Origin of the sequence: Gordonia rhizosphera NBRC 16068 (genome assembly GCF_000298195.1) — a bacterium.
Lineage (GTDB): Bacteria > Actinomycetota > Actinomycetes > Mycobacteriales > Mycobacteriaceae > Gordonia > Gordonia rhizosphera.
In genome coordinates, this window is sequence record NZ_BAHC01000187.1 from 1 (window position 1) to 17,500 (window position 17,500).

Annotated in this window: 16 protein-coding genes and 2 pseudogenes; 11 read left to right on the forward strand and 7 right to left on the reverse strand. The window is 67.5% G+C overall.

Annotation, left to right across the window (positions count from 1 at the left end; genetic code table 11):
• Positions 1 to 91: 91 nt before the first annotated feature.
• Both GORHZ_RS22840 and GORHZ_RS22845 read left to right on the forward strand, forming a co-directional pair.
• Positions 92 to 1,159 carry an enoyl-CoA hydratase/isomerase family protein gene (locus tag GORHZ_RS22840; RefSeq protein ID WP_006337375.1) on the forward strand — a complete coding sequence of 356 codons (1,068 nt, stop codon included), beginning with the start codon at positions 92 to 94 and terminating at the stop codon, positions 1,157 to 1,159.
• A gap of 23 nt (positions 1,160 to 1,182) precedes the next feature.
• On the forward strand, positions 1,183 to 1,959 hold the full coding sequence (locus tag GORHZ_RS22845) for an enoyl-CoA hydratase (RefSeq protein ID WP_006337376.1): 777 nt from the start codon (positions 1,183 to 1,185) through the stop codon (positions 1,957 to 1,959).
• 26 nt (positions 1,960 to 1,985) lie between these two features.
• Here the strand turns inward: GORHZ_RS22845 and GORHZ_RS22850 are convergent, their stop codons facing one another.
• From GORHZ_RS22850 to GORHZ_RS22860, 3 genes are all read right to left on the reverse strand, one after another.
• Positions 1,986 to 2,858 (reverse strand): vWA domain-containing protein, encoded by an 873-nt coding sequence (locus GORHZ_RS22850; protein ID WP_006337377.1) that lies wholly within the window; start codon positions 2,856 to 2,858, stop codon positions 1,986 to 1,988.
• Positions 2,859 to 2,981: 123 nt separating this feature from the next.
• Positions 2,982 to 3,932 (reverse strand): AAA family ATPase, encoded by a 951-nt coding sequence (locus GORHZ_RS22855; protein WP_006337378.1) that lies wholly within the window; start codon positions 3,930 to 3,932, stop codon positions 2,982 to 2,984.
• Positions 3,913 to 4,740 carry a mycofactocin-coupled SDR family oxidoreductase gene (locus GORHZ_RS22860; RefSeq protein WP_006337379.1) on the reverse strand — a complete coding sequence of 276 codons (828 nt, stop codon included), beginning with the start codon at positions 4,738 to 4,740 and terminating at the stop codon, positions 3,913 to 3,915. The genes GORHZ_RS22855 and GORHZ_RS22860 overlap by 20 nt, the downstream gene beginning before the upstream one ends.
• Before the next feature lie 142 nt (positions 4,741 to 4,882).
• On the opposite strand from GORHZ_RS22860, the gene GORHZ_RS22865 reads away from it, so the two are divergent.
• Together GORHZ_RS22865 and GORHZ_RS22870 are read left to right on the forward strand one after the other, a co-directional pair.
• Positions 4,883 to 5,518, forward strand: a complete 636-nt coding sequence (locus GORHZ_RS22865) for an acyl-CoA-like ligand-binding transcription factor (protein ID WP_006337380.1) — start codon at positions 4,883 to 4,885, stop codon at positions 5,516 to 5,518.
• Positions 5,519 to 5,574: 56 nt separating this feature from the next.
• Positions 5,575 to 6,663, forward strand: a complete 1,089-nt coding sequence (locus GORHZ_RS22870) for an alpha/beta hydrolase (protein WP_006337381.1) — start codon at positions 5,575 to 5,577, stop codon at positions 6,661 to 6,663.
• Positions 6,664 to 6,691: 28 nt separating this feature from the next.
• Here GORHZ_RS22870 and kstR read toward each other — a convergent pair whose 3' ends face one another.
• Positions 6,692 to 7,354, reverse strand: coding sequence for a cholesterol catabolism transcriptional regulator KstR (kstR, locus tag GORHZ_RS22875; protein WP_006337382.1), 663 nt, complete (start codon positions 7,352 to 7,354; stop codon positions 6,692 to 6,694).
• A 120-nt stretch (positions 7,355 to 7,474) separates the two neighbouring features.
• On the opposite strand from kstR, the gene GORHZ_RS22880 reads away from it, so the two are divergent.
• From GORHZ_RS22880 to GORHZ_RS22910, 7 genes are all read left to right on the forward strand, one after another.
• The gene (locus GORHZ_RS22880; protein ID WP_006337383.1) at positions 7,475 to 9,652 is read left to right on the forward strand and encodes an acyl-CoA dehydrogenase family protein; all 2,178 of its coding nucleotides are present in this window, start codon (positions 7,475 to 7,477) and stop codon (positions 9,650 to 9,652) included.
• A 118-nt stretch (positions 9,653 to 9,770) separates the two neighbouring features.
• Positions 9,771 to 10,883, forward strand: coding sequence for an acyl-CoA dehydrogenase family protein (locus GORHZ_RS22885; protein WP_006337384.1), 1,113 nt, complete (start codon positions 9,771 to 9,773; stop codon positions 10,881 to 10,883).
• Entirely contained in the window at positions 10,873 to 12,036 is a 1,164-nt protein-coding gene (locus tag GORHZ_RS22890) for an acyl-CoA dehydrogenase family protein (RefSeq protein ID WP_006337385.1), read from the forward strand. Before GORHZ_RS22885 ends, GORHZ_RS22890 begins: the two co-directional genes overlap by 11 nt.
• Positions 12,033 to 13,034, forward strand: coding sequence for a bifunctional MaoC family dehydratase N-terminal/OB-fold nucleic acid binding domain-containing protein (locus GORHZ_RS22895; RefSeq protein ID WP_006337386.1), 1,002 nt, complete (start codon positions 12,033 to 12,035; stop codon positions 13,032 to 13,034). The genes GORHZ_RS22890 and GORHZ_RS22895 overlap by 4 nt, the downstream gene beginning before the upstream one ends.
• 3 nt (positions 13,035 to 13,037) lie before the next feature.
• The gene (locus GORHZ_RS22900; protein ID WP_006337387.1) at positions 13,038 to 13,448 is read left to right on the forward strand and encodes a MaoC family dehydratase; all 411 of its coding nucleotides are present in this window, start codon (positions 13,038 to 13,040) and stop codon (positions 13,446 to 13,448) included.
• A complete protein-coding gene (locus GORHZ_RS22905) occupies positions 13,448 to 14,623 on the forward strand; it encodes a lipid-transfer protein (RefSeq protein WP_006337388.1) in 1,176 nt (391 codons plus the stop codon). Before GORHZ_RS22900 ends, GORHZ_RS22905 begins: the two co-directional genes overlap by 1 nt.
• 30 nt (positions 14,624 to 14,653) lie before the next feature.
• Positions 14,654 to 16,297 carry an acyl-CoA synthetase gene (locus GORHZ_RS22910; RefSeq protein WP_006337389.1) on the forward strand — a complete coding sequence of 548 codons (1,644 nt, stop codon included), beginning with the start codon at positions 14,654 to 14,656 and terminating at the stop codon, positions 16,295 to 16,297.
• Positions 16,298 to 16,488: 191 nt separating this feature from the next.
• On the opposite strand, the pseudogene GORHZ_RS22915 reads toward GORHZ_RS22910, so the two are convergent.
• From GORHZ_RS22915 to GORHZ_RS22920, 3 genes and pseudogenes are all read right to left on the reverse strand, one after another.
• Positions 16,489 to 16,935: pseudogene (locus GORHZ_RS22915) on the reverse strand (alpha/beta hydrolase fold domain-containing protein); the annotation flags it as partial.
• Positions 16,936 to 17,091: 156 nt separating this feature from the next.
• Positions 17,092 to 17,253, reverse strand: coding sequence for a hypothetical protein (locus tag GORHZ_RS31040; protein WP_006337391.1), 162 nt, complete (start codon positions 17,251 to 17,253; stop codon positions 17,092 to 17,094).
• A 3-nt stretch (positions 17,254 to 17,256) separates the two neighbouring features.
• Positions 17,257 to 17,500, reverse strand: a pseudogene (locus GORHZ_RS22920) (MFS transporter); the annotation flags it as partial.

Genomic DNA, 17,500 nt, shown 5'->3' on the forward strand with positions numbered 1-17,500 from the left:
AGAGGTTCACGGGGGCCGGCCTGTACTCCTTTACTAGGATATGCAACTATCTGAGGGGTAACCGGACGAAATTCTGCGAGGAGACCAGAGCATGGTGGACGAACCGTCTGTGCTGTGTGCCGTCGATGCCGGGGTCGCGACCCTGACGCTCAACCGCCCGAAGTCGATCAACGCGCTCGATCAGTCGATGGTCGATGTGATGGACGAGTCGCTGCGGGCCTGGGCCGCCGACGACGCGATCACCGCCGTGGTGCTCGTCGGCGCGGGTGAGCGCGGACTGTGCGCCGGCGGTGACATCGTTACGATTCACCGCGACGCATCCGCCCTGAGCAGCGCAAACGCCGGGGACGCCGACGCGGCCGCGTGCGCGTCGGCGGCGTTCTGGCGTGACGAGTACCGCCTCAACGCCGACATCGCGAAGTTCCCGAAGCCCTACGTCGCGATCATGGACGGCATCGTGATGGGCGGCGGCGTGGGCATCTCCGCGCACGCGAACACCCGCATCGTCACCGACCGGACCCGGCTGGCCATGCCGGAGGTCGGCATCGGCTTCGTGCCCGACGTCGGCGGCACCCATCTACTCGCGCGGGTGCCCGACAACCTCGGTATCTACGCGGGACTCACCGCGGGGCAGCTGTCCGGCGCCGACGCGATCGCGCTCGGCCTCGCCGACCACTTCGTCCCGGCCGCCGATCTCGACGCCTTCCGCCAGGCCATCGGCGAGACCTCGGTCACCGATGCGATCGCGAAGTACGCTCAGGAGCCGCCGGCGTCGAAGCTCGCCGCCCAGCGTGACTGGATCCGCGACGCCTTCGCCGCCGACACCGTCGCCGAGATCATCGACCGCTGCCGCGCCGTCGGGACCGAGGAGGCAGACAAGACCGCGGCCACGATCGCGGCCAAGAGCCCACTCGCTCTCGCGGTGACCCTGCGGTCGCTGCGCGACGAGATGCCGACGCTCGAGGAGACGCTGCACCGCGAGTATCGGGTGTCGCTGCGCAGCATGCTCAACCCCGACATGGCCGAGGGGATTCGCGCCCAGGTCATCGACAAGGACCGCAACCCGTCGTGGCGGCACGCCGACCACGCCGCGGTCACCGCGGCGGAAGTCGACGCCTTCTTCGCACCCCTGCCTGCCGGGCTCGAACTGACCATCTGAACGCACACCACAGGAGGATCGCAGTGTCTGATCTCGAGACGATCATCGTCGAGCGCGAGGGCCGCGTCGGCGTCATCACGCTGAACCGCCCCAAGGCGCTGAACGCGCTCAACACCACCCTGATGACCGAGGTCGTGTCCGCGGCAACCGAACTCGACCGCGACCCCGACATCGGGGCGATCGTGATCACCGGGTCGGAGCGAGCGTTCGCGGCCGGTGCGGACATCAAGGAGATGTCGTCGAAGTCCTACAGCGACGTCATCGGTGAGCAGTTCTTCGCCGCCTGGGACGATCTCAGCCGGCTGCGCACCCCGATCATCGCCGCGGTCACCGGCTACGCCCTCGGCGGCGGCTGCGAACTGGCAATGTTGTGCGACTTCATCATCGCCGGCGAGAACGCGGTGTTCGGACAACCCGAGATCAACCTCGGCGTCATCCCGGGAATCGGTGGGTCGCAACGACTCACGCGCGCTGTCGGCAAGGCCAAGGCGATGGACATGGTCCTCACCGGTCGGCAGATGAAGGTCGAGGAGGCCGAGCGGATGGGCCTGGTCTCGCGGGTCGTGCCCACCGAGGAATGCCTCGCCACTGCCAAGGAGGTCGCCGCGACGATCGCGTCGAAGTCCTTCATCGCCACCTCGCTGGCCAAGGACGCGGTCAACCGCGCGTTCGAGTCGAGCCTGGTCGAGGGCGTCCGGGCCGAGCGTGCACTCTTCTACTCGACCTTCGCCACCGACGACCAGACCGAGGGCATGGCTGCCTTCGTGGAGAAGCGCGAGCCGAAGTTCACGCATCGCTGAACCTGCTCACACGCCGAACAGCGAACTCACGCCTCGAAAATCGTCCGCAGCGCCGGGACCACGTCGTGGTGGTCGGTCACCGGGCGGCAGCGTCCGCGGCCGAGCAGCGCGAGGTCGCGACCGAGTTCGGTGTCGTGCTCACCCGAGATGTCGAGGAGGACGTCGAGGTGGGGAAGCCGCCCGGCGATCTCCCGCGGGTCGGGCCCCGCGTTGTGGACACAGTCGCTGAGCAGTAGCACACGGGCGTCGGCGGGTGGGGTGTTGCGAAGCTGCTCGGCGGCCACCGACAACGCGAACGACACGTTGGTCAGTCCCTGGGTGGGCAGTGTCAACAGCTGATCGATGAGGCGGTCCGGTTCGACCGGATCGCCGAGCGGTGAGATCAGCGCCGCGGCGGACCAGAACGCGACGACCCCGACCGCATCCCGGCTCAGCTCACCGGCGATCGCACCGACCGTCGCCGCCGCCGTACGGACCTGCTCACCCCGTGTCGACCCGGAGATGTCCACGACAAGCATGATGGACCGCCGTCGACGAACACGTTCCCGCACCAGGATGTCGTCGTCGGTCGGCAGCGGCGTGGCCGCCACGGCCTCGAGGGTGGCGTCGAGATCGATCTCGTCCGACCCGCCCCGCCAACGTCGGGTGACCAACTGTCCGGTGGCCCCGCGCCGCGCCGTGCGTGGCGAGATCACCTGTGCCAGAGACAGCTTGCGCGCAATCTGGCGGGCGCGTCGACGTGCCTCCTCGTCGACGGTGATCGCGTCCTCGTCGCGGTCGAGCTCACCGCTCTCGTCGGTGAACGCCGGCGCACCCGATGCCCCAGGTCCTTGCGGCCCTTTGCGGCCGCGACCATTGCGGCCGACCAGGACAAACCCGCCACCCCCCGACGAGGGCATCAGCAAATCCGGCTCGGCATCGAGCTGTTTGGGTTTGCGGCGCAGCGGTTTCAGTGTGCGCGGCCCGGGACGGCGGGGAGTCGGGGAGGGCCGGGTCAGCGGTGAATCCGCCTCGACGGTTCTTCAACCCGGTTCGGCGGCCGCCGGCGCGAGTAGGAAGTGGTCCTGCCAGATCTCGGTGAGAATGCCCTCGGCAGTGGTGAACGCGGTGTCGTCGAGGTGAATCCGCCCCGACAGCGACACCAGCATCGCGTCGAGGAAGGCTGCCGTGTAGTCGGTCGGCAGACCCCGAGGCGGGGCGACACCGTCCGCGTCGGGGATCGCCACCGACCGCATCCCGCAGAGTTGGGTGGCGACGAGCGCGAGGTCGATCGCGCCGCGGACGCTGCTGCCCTGACGGATGTCGTCACGCTCGCGAGTCCGGCGAGTCACCGCGACCGCATCGGCGACGACCCGCGCGGACACCGGGGCGGCTCGGCGCGTAACGATCTCGCGTTCGGCCGCCGCATCCTGGTAGTCGACGACGAGTCGGCACATGCGATCGTGCACCGACGTCGACAGCCGGGTGGTGCCGATGTTGTCGTAGGGATTCATCGACGCGACGACCCGGAAGGTGGGTGCGGCGTTCACCACGCCCACGCGGGGCACCGAGATGACCCGCTCGGCCATGGCGGTCAGCAGGGTGTCGATGGTGTCCTCCGGGGCGCGGTTGAACTCCTCGACGTAGAGGAAGCCGCCCGAGCGCATGGCCTCCAGCAGTGGACCGTCGACGAAGTTGTCGGCGCTGTAGTCCTCCTTCAGCACGCGGGACGGATTGTGGTGGCCGACAAGCCGGCTCGGGGTGAGATCGGCGTTGCCCTCGACCAGGACCAGAGGGATACCCCATTCGGCGGTGATCGCCCGCAGCAGAGTCGACTTGGAGGTGCCGGGCGGACCCTCCAGGACGAGATCCCGGCCGGCCGCCACAGCGGCGAGGACGAGGTCGAGTTCGCGTTCTCGGCCGACGACCTGGCCGACGATCCTGCGTCGGATCGCGGCCAGGTCGCCGGTGGTGCTAGAGCCGCCCACCGGCATCGACGACGTGCTGGGCTCCGGTGACGTAGCGGCCGTCGTCGGAGACGAGGTAGAGGATCGCGTTGGAGATGTCGACCGGGTCCACCACTGCCACGGGCAGGCTGTTCAGTTCCCGCGCGGCCTCCTCGAAGTCCGCGCGCGTCGGATGCTCGAGGTCTGGTCGGAACAACTGATACGTCGACTCGTTGAGGACCATATCGGTCGCGACGGTGGTCGGATGAACGGTGTTGACCCGGATGTTCTGTGGCGCCAGCTCCTTGGCAAGGACCTGCATCAACCCGACGAGGCCGGCCTTGGCGGCCGAGTAGTGGGCGACGTTCTCCATGGCCCACATCGCGGCGAGCGAACTCGTCAGCACCACCGCGCCGCCCCGCCCGCCGGCGACGATGTGGGGGACCGCGGCACGAACGGTCTTCCAGACACCGGTGAGGTTGACGTCGATCATGGTCTGCCACATCTCCTCGTCCATCTCGAGAGTCGGCGCCATGGTGGCGATGCCCGCGTTGGCGAGCACGATGTCGAGACGACCGAGCTCGGCCACGCCGTCGTCGGCGGCCTTCTGCAGCGCGGCGAGATCGCGGACGTCGGCCTCGGAGGCGATGATCCGGCGGTCGAGTGCCTCGACCTCCTTGACGGTCTGCTCGAGGTCTCCGGGTCGCGCGGTCGCATAGGGGACGGTGGCGACCTGTTCGCTGACGTCGACGGCGATGATGTCGGCGCCCTCGGATGCCAGACGAACCGCGTGACTTCGTCCCTGGCCTCGTGCGGCGCCGGTGATGAAGGCGACCTTGCCCTCCAGCTTGCCCATCTCGACCATCTCCTCGTATGTCGAATGTGTGATACAAGTCTCAGCGCCGACGATATGTCACCGCGTGTCATAACGCCAGGAATTCTTCGGAATCGCGGCCTGCGGATCCGCGATTCGTCGACCGAGGTGCGACGATGGGCTTATGCAGAGCGAGCCGGCAGCCGCCGAGAATCCGATGGCCGTCGTGGCGGACCGCGGTGGCCGCCCGGCCAGCACCAGTGCGCATGCACTCGCCGCCGCAGCTCAGCGGCTGTTTCTGCGTGACGGATTCGAGCAGACGAGTGTCGAGGACATCGCGGCCGCGGTCGGTGTGAGTCGTCGGACCTTCTTTCGCTATTTCGCCACCAAGGCCGACGTCGTGTGGGTCGAGTCCGACGCCGAGCTGGAGAAATTCCGTCGGACGATGGCGGAGTCGCCCACCACGGCGGACCCGGCCGAGGCCGCGGCCGAGGCGTTCATCGCGGCGCTCGATCACGGCAGTGACGAGACCGAGTGGGCGCGCCACCGGGCCGAATTGATCCTCTATGCGCCCGCGGTGCAGGCGCAATCGAATGCGGTGTATCGGCAATGGCGAAGAGCCATCGCCGAATTCGTCGCGCAGAGGACGGGGCAACAGCCCGACGACGACTATCCGGTCGCGGTGGGGCATGCCATACTCGCCGCATCGACTGCGGGTCATGAACGCTGGATCGCGAATCCGGACGCCGAGTTCGCCGACTGTCTTCGCGCGATGTTCGCGCTGATGATGCCGCGGCGCCCGCACGTCACAAACACCTAACAAGGCGCTCCTTCGACTTGGGGTGCCTCGAACTCCCCCGATAGCATCTGTGACTGATGTTGTTCAAGGGACCAGAGGGGTGGGTGGTGCGCGTGCGTCCGCATCGTCGGAGGGGTGCGTGGGTCGGCGCTGCACTGGCGGCCGTCGCCGCCCTGACCGCGGGAGTGCCTGCCGCCCTCGCGGCGCCCGCTCCCGATCCCGTGGCGTCGCGGATCGAGACGATCATCCACGACTCGCCGCAGCACGTCACCCTGGTGGTCTACTCCGCATCGATGCGTCGAATGATTCCGCTGACGGTGCTGCGGCCCCGCGACGCGAGCAAACCCCGGCCCACCCTCTATCTGCTCAACGGTGCGGGTGGTGGTGAGGACTCGGCGACCTGGGCGGCGAAGACCGACTACGTGACGTTCTTCGCGGACAAGAACGTCAACGTCGTCACGCCGATCGGCGGGGCATTCTCCTACTACACGGACTGGCAGCGCGACGATCCCGTCCTGGGACGCAACAAGTGGACGACGTTTCTGACCAAAGAACTCCCACCGCTGATCGACAAGGAATTCGAGACCACCGGGGTCAACGCGATCGCCGGCATCTCGATGGCCGGAACATCGGTGCTCAATCTGGCCATCTCCGCGCCGCGGCTCTACCGCGCGGCCGCCGCCTACAGCGGGTGCGCCCGCACCAGTGATCCGTTGGGGCAGGCCTACATCCGGATGGTGGTGGCCGACCGCGGGCAGGGCAACATCACCAACATGTGGGGGCCGGTCGGCGGCCCGGGCTGGCGCCAGAACGACCCGTACCTCAACGCCGCGAAGCTGCGCAGCACCAAGGTCTACATGACCTCGGGGACCGGACTGCCCGGACCCTACGATCGGATGAACGCAACACTCGTCGGCGGGAATCCCTTGATACTGGCCAATCAGGTCCTGCTCGGCGGCGCAATCGAGGCCGCCGTCAACGCATGTACCCGCGAGATGGTCGCGCGGATGCGCAGCCTGCACGTTCCGATGCGGGTGCTCCTGCGTCCCACCGGAACCCACTCGTGGGGCTACTGGCAGTCCGACCTGCAACGCACCTGGCCGATGATCTGGAAAGACCTCAACCCGAGGCGCGCGAAGATGCACCCCGCGAAAGCGCCCTCCTGAGGGGCGCCGGCTCCTGGCGCCCCGAGTCCTACTTGACCCGATCCTTGAGCAGCAGGTGCACGGTCAGTTCGAGGCGATTGGTGACGTCGGTCGCCGAGGCGCGACGGGTCAGCCACTGCACCAGATTCGACATCCACACATCGGAGAGGACGCGCGCGATCGCGAGATCCTCCTCGGTCGGCTCACCCTCGTCGACGATGGCGCCGGCAAGGAGGCGATCGATGATCGCGGCCACCTGGTCGACCTCGGTGGTCGCCGAGGCGTCGGCGAACATGAACGCACGTGTCATCGCCTCGGTCAGCAGGGGATCGCGCTGCATGGCATAGGTGATCATGTCGAGCACATGACGCAACCGCTCGATCGCATTGTCGCCGCGCAGCTGCGAGCGGTCCACGCGCGCCTCTACACGGCCGAGTTCGCGGGCCAGCGACGTGACGAGCAGATGGACCTTGGACGGGAAGTACCGATACAGGGTCCCGACCGCGACGTCGGCCTTGTCGGCGACGGTGCGCATCTGGACCGCGTCGTAGCCGCCCTTGGACGCCAGTGCGAGAGTGGCGTCGAGGATGCGGCGCCGCCGCTCGCGTTGTGCCGTCGAACCTGTCTCGGTTGCCGACGTCGATGAACCAGCCGTCACGGCGGTGTCCGTCGACGTGTCGACGGCGGCGTTGGCCGATGTGGAACGTGCCATGTGCTCGCAGACATCCTCACGTGGTCGGTCGGTACAGGGTGGCTACCGGTTGTGCATCACCCATGGCATATTAGAACAGGTTCTAATTGCCCGTCACAACCTGACATACAGAGGAATCTCGTGACAATCGCCACGTCCACCGAACAGATCGCGGTCTGTGACGCGATCGCGACCTGGGCTCTGAGTGTTCATACCACCGAACTCGTTCGTGCCGACATCGACAAGCCGCGCGACCAGTGGACCGGGTTGTTCGCCCAACTCGCCGAGTTCGGGCTGTTCACGGCGGCGCTACCGGAGGAGCGCGGTGGGCTCGGCGGGACCTTCCTCGATGTCGCCGCGATGATCGAACAATGCGGGAAGAGCCTTGTTCCGGGCCCGCTCGGACCGACCGTGGCCGCGGCGCTGGCTCTGTCCGGGATTCCCGGTAGCGGCGCCGACGACCTGCTCGCGCGCCTGGCCGCCGGGGAGGTGCCCGCCACCGTCCCCGCCCTCACCTACACGGGTGCGGCTTTCGACCTCGTCGACGACGCCCTCGACCTCGAACTGGTACCCGGATACGTGGACGGGTGCGCGCTGTTGGTGCCGATGGACGGGCCCGATGGACGCCGTCGGTGGTGGATCGTCCCGCCCGGTGTCGGCGCCCGCGATGTGGCTCCGCAGGATGTGATCAGCGGCACCGAGTCCGTGTCGCGGGTGTGCCTGTCCGGAATCGATCCGTCCGCGGTTCTCGTAGTCGACGACGACGTGGTCATGGGCGTCCTCTCGGCGACCCTTGCCGCCTATCAGAGCGGTGTCGCACGGTGGGCACTCGACACCGCCGTCGAGCATGCCAAGGTGCGCACCCAGTTCGGTGTGCCGATCGGCTCGTTTCAGGCGATCAAACACATCTGCGCCGAAATGCTCTGTCGCAGTGAAGAACTCACTGCAGTGGCATGGGATGTCGCACGAGCGGTCGACGAAGTGCTGGCCACCGACGAATCCGACCATGCCCGAGGCCAACTGATCCTCAGCAGCCTCGCGGCCGACGCGACGGTCGCCGATGCGGTGATGGCCAACGCCGAGGACTGCGTGCAGGTGCTCGGCGGGATCGGGTTCACGTTCGACCACGACGCCCACCTGTACCTCCGGTCGGCGATGACATCGCGATCGCTGTTGGGACGTGCGGAGCGAGCGAAGCAGGATCTCGGGCGGCTCGGCCTCGACGGTGTACGCAGGGATTTCGAGATCGACCTGTCCGCGGTCGAGCACCTGCGGGCGGAGGTGCGCGAGGCCATCAAGGCCATCGCCGCCGCCGAACCCGACCGACAACGCCGGGCCATGGCGGAGTCGGGTTACCTGATGCCCCATTGGCCGGAGCCGTACGGCCTGGGCGCCGAACCGGCCCTGCAGCTGCTCATCGACGCCGAGTTCGAACGCGCAGGCGTTGCCCGCCCGGACCTGGTGATCGGTGCGTGGGCCGTCCCCACCATCCTCGAGCACGGCACCGACGACCAGCGTGACCGTTTCGTCGCCCCCACGGCCTTCGGCGACATCATCTGGTGTCAGCTGTTCAGCGAACCGGAGGCCGGTTCCGATCTCGCGGCACTGCGCACGAAGGCCACGCGGGCCGACGGTGGTTGGCGCCTGACGGGACAGAAGGTCTGGACGTCGCAGGCGCACAACGCGACGTGGGGGGTGTGTCTGGCCCGCACGGATCCGGATGCACCCAAGCACAAGGGCATCACCTACTTCCTCGTGGACATGACCTCACCCGGCATCGACATCCGCCCGCTGCGGGAACTCACCGGCCGTGCGAACTTCAACGAGGTGTTCCTCGACGACGTGTTCGTGCCCGACGACTGTGTCGTCGGGTCCGTCAACGGAGGTTGGCGACTGGCCCGCACCACGCTCGCCAACGAACGTGTCGCCATGGGCGGCTCGGGCCTCGGCAAGGAGATGGAGTCGCTACTGCGACAGATCGCCGCGATGCCGCGACCTCTCGAACCGCATGAATTGTCCGATCTCGGCGAACTCATCGCCGAGGCCCACGTGGGTCGCGTGATCGACGCCCGCCTGGTGACCCGCCGGCTCGACGGGCACGATCCCGGCGCGTTGTCGAGCGTCCGCAAGCTGATCGGTGTGCGTCACCGGCAGGCGGTTCCCGAGTTCGCGCTCGATCTTCTCGGCGTCGTCGGGGTGGCGGCGAGCGAGGCGTCGGACGGCTTCCTGCAGAACCGGTGCCTGTCGATCGCGGGCGGGACCACCCAGATCCTGCGCACCGCGGCAGCGGAACGGATTCTTGGTCTGCCGCGCGGTTGATCCCGGCCCCGATCGATTCGCGGTGGCGAAGTCGCAGTTGAGAGGCCATAGCGGCCACCGGGGCGCCTCCATCTGATACAACTAGAACAGGTTCTAATTGTGGCGAGGAGGCGGTGGGGTGGACTTTGCCCTCGATCCGACGGCGGTCGCGGTCCGCGACGTCGCCGCGGAGGTGTTCGCACGGCATCAACCGGACTGGGCGACGACGTTCGGGCAGCGGGGTTTCGGCCGGGCAACGACAGGGGCCTTCGACGACTCGTTGTGGCGCTCGATGGTCGACGCCGGCCTGATGGCCCTGCCCCTGCCGCCCGCACTCGACGGTGACGACATCGCTGTCCTGGGTGTGTTGCCGCTGTGGCGCCGCATGGGTGAGGCGGCCGCGGTCACCCCGGCCCTGGGCACCCTGACCTCGGCGCTGACGCTACGCGGCGCACCCGCCGAGACTCGCGAACGATGGTCACGCACCCAGACCGGCGGGGCCTGGCATGCCGTCGCGGTCGGCGAGGTCGGCGACCCACTCACCGCCACCCCTCGCACCACCCTGCGCCGGGGCCGGCTCACCGGTACCAAGACCGGGGTCCTGCACGCCGACGGGTCGTCGGCGCTTCTCGTCGCCACCGACGCCGGGATCGTCGCGGTTGCGACCGATACACCCGGGATCACCATCACCCGCACACCGTCGTCGAGCGGATGGGGCGAATACACCGTGCACTTCGACGATGTCGCGGTCGACGAAGCCGATGTGCTCGGCCCCGACGACACCGACCTGCGCGACACCTACCGCCTCGCGCTGTGTGCCTATGCCGACGGGCTGGTCGCCGGGGCCACCCGTCTCACTGCCGACCATGTCAGCACCCGCGAACAGTTCGGCAAACCCATCGCACTGTTCCAGGCTGTCGGTCAGCAACTCGCCGACATCTACGTGATCGGGCGGTCGATGACCCTGGCGACGACCGCTGCCGCATGGCGCATGTCCGAAGGGCTCGATGCGGCACAGGATCTCGGCATCGCCACGTACTGGCTGGCGGCAGAGATCCCGGCGACGCTACGGACCATGACCCATCTGCACGGCGGCATCGGCGTGGACGTCACCTACCCGCTGCACCGCTACTTCTCCATCGCCAAGGACCTCGCCCGGCTCGTCGGCGGGACCGACGCGCGCCTCGACGAGATCGCCGACGATTCAGACGCGCGCCTCGACCCGAAAGCGCAGGGAGACCATGTTCATTGACCTCACCGACGAGCAGAAGGCCTTGCGTGCCGAACTGCGCGCGTACTTCGCGAACCTGGTCGGTCCCGCCGACACCGCCGTGATGCTCACCGAACGTCACGGCCAGACCTACCGCAAGATCATCCGACAGATGGGCATCGACGGCTGGCTCGGCGTCGGATGGCCGAAGGAATACGGCGGCAAGGGTTTCGGAGAGATCGAACAGCAGATCTTCACCAACGAGGCGGTGCGCGCCGACGTGCCGCTGCCGTCGGTCACCCTGCAAACCGTCGGTCCCACCCTGCAAGAGCACGGCAGCGAGGAACTCAAGAGCACGTTCCTACCCGACATCCTCGCCGGCAAGGTGCATTTCGCGATCGGCTACACCGAACCGGAGGCCGGCACCGACCTCGCGTCGCTGACGACCTCCGCGGTGCTCGACGGCGACCACTATGTGGTGAACGGCCAGAAGATCTTCACCACCGGCGCGCACGACGCCGACTACATCTGGCTCGCGGTCCGCACCGATCGGGACACACCCAAACACAAGGGCATCTCGATCCTGATCGTGGACACCACCGATCCGGGGTTCAGCTGGACACCGATCATCACGGCCGACGGCGCCCACCACGTGAATGCCACCTACTACAACGACGTCCGCGTGCCGGTGTCCATGCGGGTCGGCAACGAGGGCGACGGCTGGAAGCTCATCACCACACAGCTCAACCACGAACGGGTGATGCTCGGACCGGCCGGCCGCATCGACGGACTCGCCGCGCGCATCCGTTCCTGGGCGAACCGTCCCGGTCCCGACGGCACCCTCGTCGCCAAACACCCCGACGTGCGGCGGGCTCTGGCCGAGATCGACGCCTATGCCCGCATCAACGAACTGCTCAACTGGCAGGTGGCGTCGACCGGTGAGGCCATCTCGATGGCCGACGCCGCGGCCACCAAGGTGTTCGCCACCGAACGCCTCCAGCGTGTGTGCCGTCTGATCAACGAGATCATCGGCCGCTACGGCGATTTCACCGACCCGGACACCGCCGACCTGGTGACCTGGCTCGACGTCCAGCAGAAGCGCAACGTGGTGATCACCTTCGGCGGTGGTGTCAACGAGGTTATGCGCGACATGATCGCCACCGCCGGCTTGGGACTGCCGAGGGCGCCGCGATGAACACAGCGGACATCCTCACCGCCACCCACGCCATCAAGGCCGATGGTCCCAGCGCACCCATCAAGGGACGCGACCCGATCAACCAGCCCATGATCAACAACTGGGTCGAGGCGATGGGCGACGAGAACCCCATCTATGTCGACGAATCCGCGGCCCGCGCGGCCGGCCACGCGGGCGTCGTCGCACCGCCCGCGATGGCCCAGGTGTGGACCATGCGTGGTCTGCACGGCCGCCGCGCCGACGACGACCCGCTGGGCCGGACGAGTGCCCTCTTCGACGAGGCCGGTTACACCTCGGTCGTCGCGACCAACTGCGACACCGTCTATCACCGCTACACTCAGCCCGGCGAGGAGGTGTCGCTGTCGGCGGAACTGGTCGACGTCGTCGGCCCGAAGTCCACCGCGCTGGGGGAGGGCTGGTTCTTCACCACCCGTAACGTGTGGTCGGTCGGCGACGAGGTCGTCGCCGAGATGTCCTTCCGCATCCTGAAGTTCCGGCCACCCGAGACGGAGCCGGAACCCGCCGCGGCGAACGCGGTGCCCGATGACCTCGACCCGACCCGGATGCTGCGGCCCAGCGTCTCCCGCGACACCGCCTTCTTCTGGGACGGTGTGGCCGCCCACGAACTGCGCATCCAACAGGTCGCCGACGGCACGCTACGGCATCCCGCGACCCCTGCCCTATGGAAACCCCGCGATGCCGACGGGGTTGTGCCGCGAACCGATTACCTCGTCGCATCGGGCCGCGGCACCGTGTTCAGCTTCGTCGTCCACCACGCACCCCGCGTGCCGGGGCGGCGACTGCCGTTCGTCGTCGCACTCGTCGAACTCGAGGAGGGTGTCCGCATGCTCGGCGAACTCCGAGGGATCGACCCGGGCCGGGTAAGCATCGGTCTACCGGTGCGGGTGACCTTCCTCGACTTCCCGGCCGACGACGACACCGGCAGCCCCGCCTGGACCCTGTATGCCTGGCAGCCCACCGACGAAGAGGAAGGGTGAGCAGTGACTGCCCTTGCACCACAACCGGTTCGGATCGCCGACGCCCTGCCGTCGCTGACGATCGAGGCCACCCCGACCTTCGTCATCGCCACCGCGCTGGCCACCCGCGATTTCCAGGACGTCCACCACGACCGGGATCTCGCCCAGGCCAAGGGATCGAAGGACATCTTCGTCAACATCCTCACCGACACGGGCCTGGTGGAACGCTACGTCACCGACTGGGCCGGGCCGACCGCACGGATCCGGTCGATCAATCTGAAACTCGGGGTGCCCTGGTACGCCTACGACACGGTCACCTTCACCGGCGAGGTCACCGACGTCACCGACGGCGTGATCACCGTCTCGGTCACCGGCGCCAACTCGCTGGGCAAACACGTGATCTCGACGGTCACCCTGACGATCGGGGTGCAGTGATGGCCACCCTGTCAGGTGCTGCGGCGATCGCGGGCATCGGCGCTACCGAGTTCTCCAAGAACTCCGGACGCAGCGAACTGCGACTGGCCGCCGAGGCGGTGACCGCTGCCATCGCCGACGCCGGCCTGACACCCGCCGACGTCGACGGCCTGGTCACCTTCACCATGGACACCAACGCCGAGATCGCCGTCGCCCGCGCCGTCGGCATCCCGAGGCTGACCCACTTCTCCCGCATCCACTACGGCGGCGGCGCGGCCTGCGCCACAGTCCAGCAGGCCGCGATGGCCGTCGCGACCAGGGTCGCCGACGTCGTCGTCGCCTACCGCGCCTTCAACGAACGGTCCGGTCTGCGGTTCGGTCAGGTGAACTCCGCGGTCGCCAACCAGGAGAACTCCTCGGGCACCGACAATGCCTTCTCGTATCCGCACGGGTTGTCCACCCCCGCCGCGTTCGTCGCGATGGTGGCGCAACGCTACATGTACGACTATGGGGCCACCAGTGAGGATTTCGGCCGCATTGCGGTGGTCGACCGCAAACACGCCGCGGTCAACCCGAACGCCTTCTTCCATGGCAAACCGATCACCCTCGAGGATCATCAGGCCTCCCGCTACATCGCCGAACCGCTGCACCTGCTTGACTGCTGCCAGGAATCCGACGGTGGCGTGGCGATCGTCGTGGTGTCGGCCGAGCGGGCCCGCGACCTACCGCACATCCCCGCGGTGATTTCCGCGGCAGCGGCCGGCAGCGCCGACGACCAGTTCATCATGTGCAGCTACTACCGCGACGACCTCGCCGGGCTCCCGGAGATGGGGCTCGTCGGCCGGCAACTGTGGCAGCAGTCCGGGCTCGGCCCCGACGACATGGATCTGGCGATCCTCTATGACCACTTCACCCCGTACACGCTGATGCAGTTCGAAGAACTCGGGTTCTGCGGCCGCGGTGAGGCGAAAGACTTCGTCCGCGAGCCCGGAGCCCTGGAGGTGGGCGGTCGGCTGCCGCTGAACACTCACGGCGGCCAGCTCGGGGAGGCCTACATCCACGGGATGAACGGCATCGCCGAGGCGGTGCGGCAGATCCGCGGTGACTCGGTCAACCAGGTCCACGACGCCGACACCGTCGTCGTCACCGCCGGCACCGGAGTGCCCACCAGCGGCCTGGTCCTCACACGTTCCTGACAGCACCGCGAATCCGACAAAGGAGACGACATGAAGTTCAATCTGGCGGATGTGTTCGAGACTGTCGCCGATGCGGTGCCCGAACGCATCGCGCTGAGCTACGAAGGCCGGCAGATCAGTTATGCCGAACTCGACCGCCTCGCCAACCAGGTCGCGCACCTGCTGCGGGACTCCGGGATCGGTGCGCACGACAATGTCTCGCTGTTTCTGAAGAACAGCATCGAACACGTCACCAGCCTGCTGGGGCTGCTGAAGATCCGCGCGGTACCGGTCAACGTCAACTATCGCTACACCAACGCCGAACTCCAATACATCTTCGACAACTCCGACTCGCGCGCCATCATCGTCGAACTCCCCGAACACCAGCGCAGCGTCGCCCAGATCCTTCCCGAAACCCCGATGGTGCGTACCGTTTTCGTTGTCGGCGAGATCACCGACGAACTGGCCGCCGCGGCCGCGTCACTGCCGGGCGGCCGCGCCGTCGACATCGTCTCCTTCGCCGGCGCCGCATCGCAATCCGACGGCCGCGACTTCGAGCCGCGGACCGGTGAGGAGCTCTACCTGCTCTATACCGGCGGCACGACCGGCCACCCGAAGGGTGTCATGTGGCAGCACGACGACTTCTTCCGCAAGCCCCTCTCGGGCGGTAACCCCTACGGCGAAGCCCGCCAGGATCTCGACGAGATCGCCTCGGCAGTGAAGGATTTCGGATCGATCGCGTTCCTGCTCGCCGCACCCCTGATGCACGGTGCGGCGTCGTACTCGCTGTTCACCTTCTTCACTCTCGGCGGTCGCCTGGTCATTCAGCGGGATTTCGACCCGGCCAAGATCGTGTCGAGCGTGGAGACCGATCGGGTGCAGATCATCCTCATCGTCGGCGACGCGATGGGTATGCCGCTGGTCGAGGAGCTCGAACGCCGCAAGGACGCTGTCGACCTGTCGTCGTTGTTCTCGGTCACCTCGGGTGGCGCGATCTGGTCCCAGCACGTGCGTGATCGCCTGCTGGCGGTGAAGCCGGACCTGTTGCTGCGCGATAACTTCGGCGCCTCCGAGTCGGGCAACGACGGTGAGATCATGATGGACGAGCACGGCAACCTCAAGGTGCCGCCGACCGACAAGATGATGGTCGTCGACGACCGGCTGAACAAGATCGAACCCGGTTCCGGCGAGGTCGGCTACATCGCCCGGATCGGCAATGTGCCCCTCGGCTACCACAAGGACCCGGAGAAGTCGGCGAAGACTTTCCCGACGCTGCCCGACGGCACCCGCATCTCCATCCTCGGCGACATGGGTACCGTCGAGGCCGACGGCACCATCGTGTTCCTCGGGCGCGGTTCCCAATGCATCAACACCGGCGGCGAGAAGGTGTACGCCGAAGAGGTCGAGGCCGTATTGCATGCTCACCCGGTGATCGCCGATGCGCTGGTGGTTCCGGTGCCCGACGAACGGTACGGGCAGCGGGTCGCCGCCGTCGTCGCACTCACCGAGGGCGCGATCGAACCATCGGTCGAGGACATCGGCGAGCACTGCCGCAAGACCCTCGCCGGGTACAAGGTGCCCAGAACTGTCGTGTTCGTCGAAGAGGTCAAACGCACCCCGGCCGGGAAGGCCGACTACCGCTGGGCCAAGAACACGGCCGCGGAGGCCTGTGCCACAGCAGGTGCCGCGACCTGACCGCTGCCATCGACCCCCTGCTGGTCGAGTAGCCGCGAACGGAGTGAGTGGCGTATCGAGACCACACGCGGGCGGTCTCGATCTCGACCAACTCGATCTCGAAAGGCTCGATCCGGCGGATACGCCTCGGGCTCACTGCCGTTCGCGCGGCGCTACCCGACCGGCTGAGCGCGCGTGCACTGAGCTGATGGTCATGTCGCCGGCGCCGTGGAGACCATGTTCGCGATGAATCCTGCGACAGCTTCTCGGAGCTCACTGGATCGGGGTACGGCGCCGGACATCCAGAAGACGCCGTGCAGCAGCCCGGGGAAGCGGATGACGCGGGCATCGACACCTGCTTCGTGAAGCCGCCGTCCATATTCCTCGGCTTCGTCGCGCGGGACTTCGTTCTCGGTGGTGATGATCAGCGTCGGGGGGAGCCCACTGAGCGTTTCGGCACGGCTTGGCACCGCGGTCGAGCTCAGGGCGGCGCCCGGGTCGCTGAGATAGTTCTCCCAGAAGAAGTCCATGTCGGCAGCGGTGACGAGATAGCCCTCGCCGAACTCTTCGCGAGAAGCGAACCGCGCGGCCGGGTCGAGCGCGGGATACAGGAGAACCTGCGCGCTGATGCGGGGTCCGTCGGTGTCACGGGCGCGAAGTGCGGTGACTGCTGGGAGTCAGCTCGCGGACCCAGGTTGTCGCCTGGCTGACGACTCAGAAATGACGATCGCACCTGATGCGAAGAGCTGGCGGAAGAAGGGCTCCGACCTGCAGGAATCCTCTCCTTGAGATCAGAGTCGACTGACATCTCGTCCTCAGGGCCGCGACCAAGCCGTTGAAACCGTCGGGGCGACAACCGCCGCAGGGACCGCAACGACGGCGGCGGTGATGCGTCGGGCAGCGACGGTGGCCACGATGACGACCAGCAGGATGGCGACGGCGACGATGGTGCCGCTCGAGGTGTCCGGTGCGAGCACCGATCAGTCTGATTCGTCGGACGACTCCGGGATCACCCGGCGCGGGGCCAGCCAGATCAGGACGAGCGAGGTGGCCATCAGGATGCCGCCGAGGATGATGTAGGCCTGCCGCATCGGTTCGATGAACGCTTCCTGCGCGCCGTGCAGGATCTGGGTCGCCAGCGCCGCGGCCTGCTCGGGCAGTCGGTCGGCGACCGCGGTGGCCTCGGCGAGCGAACGGCCGATGTGCTCGGCCGCGACATCGGCC

What these genes read in the sequence shown, in the direction of transcription:
- GORHZ_RS22840 (WP_006337375.1), top strand. Translation starts at nt 92, where the DNA reads ATGGTGGACGAACCGTCTGTGCTGTGTGCCGTCGATGCCGGGGTCGCG.
- GORHZ_RS22850 (WP_006337377.1), bottom strand. Translation starts at nt 2,858, where the DNA reads ATGCCCTCGTCGGGGGGTGGCGGGTTTGTCCTGGTCGGCCGCAATGGT.
- GORHZ_RS22855 (WP_006337378.1), bottom strand. Translation starts at nt 3,932, where the DNA reads ATGCCGGTGGGCGGCTCTAGCACCACCGGCGACCTGGCCGCGATCCGA.
- GORHZ_RS22860 (WP_006337379.1), bottom strand. Translation starts at nt 4,740, where the DNA reads ATGGGCAAGCTGGAGGGCAAGGTCGCCTTCATCACCGGCGCCGCACGA.
- GORHZ_RS22865 (WP_006337380.1), top strand. Translation starts at nt 4,883, where the DNA reads ATGCAGAGCGAGCCGGCAGCCGCCGAGAATCCGATGGCCGTCGTGGCG.
- GORHZ_RS22870 (WP_006337381.1), top strand. Translation starts at nt 5,575, where the DNA reads ATGTTGTTCAAGGGACCAGAGGGGTGGGTGGTGCGCGTGCGTCCGCAT.
- kstR (WP_006337382.1), bottom strand. Translation starts at nt 7,354, where the DNA reads ATGGCACGTTCCACATCGGCCAACGCCGCCGTCGACACGTCGACGGAC.
- GORHZ_RS22890 (WP_006337385.1), top strand. Translation starts at nt 10,873, where the DNA reads ATGTTCATTGACCTCACCGACGAGCAGAAGGCCTTGCGTGCCGAACTG.
- GORHZ_RS22895 (WP_006337386.1), top strand. Translation starts at nt 12,033, where the DNA reads ATGAACACAGCGGACATCCTCACCGCCACCCACGCCATCAAGGCCGAT.
- GORHZ_RS22905 (WP_006337388.1), top strand. Translation starts at nt 13,448, where the DNA reads ATGGCCACCCTGTCAGGTGCTGCGGCGATCGCGGGCATCGGCGCTACC.
- GORHZ_RS22910 (WP_006337389.1), top strand. Translation starts at nt 14,654, where the DNA reads ATGAAGTTCAATCTGGCGGATGTGTTCGAGACTGTCGCCGATGCGGTG.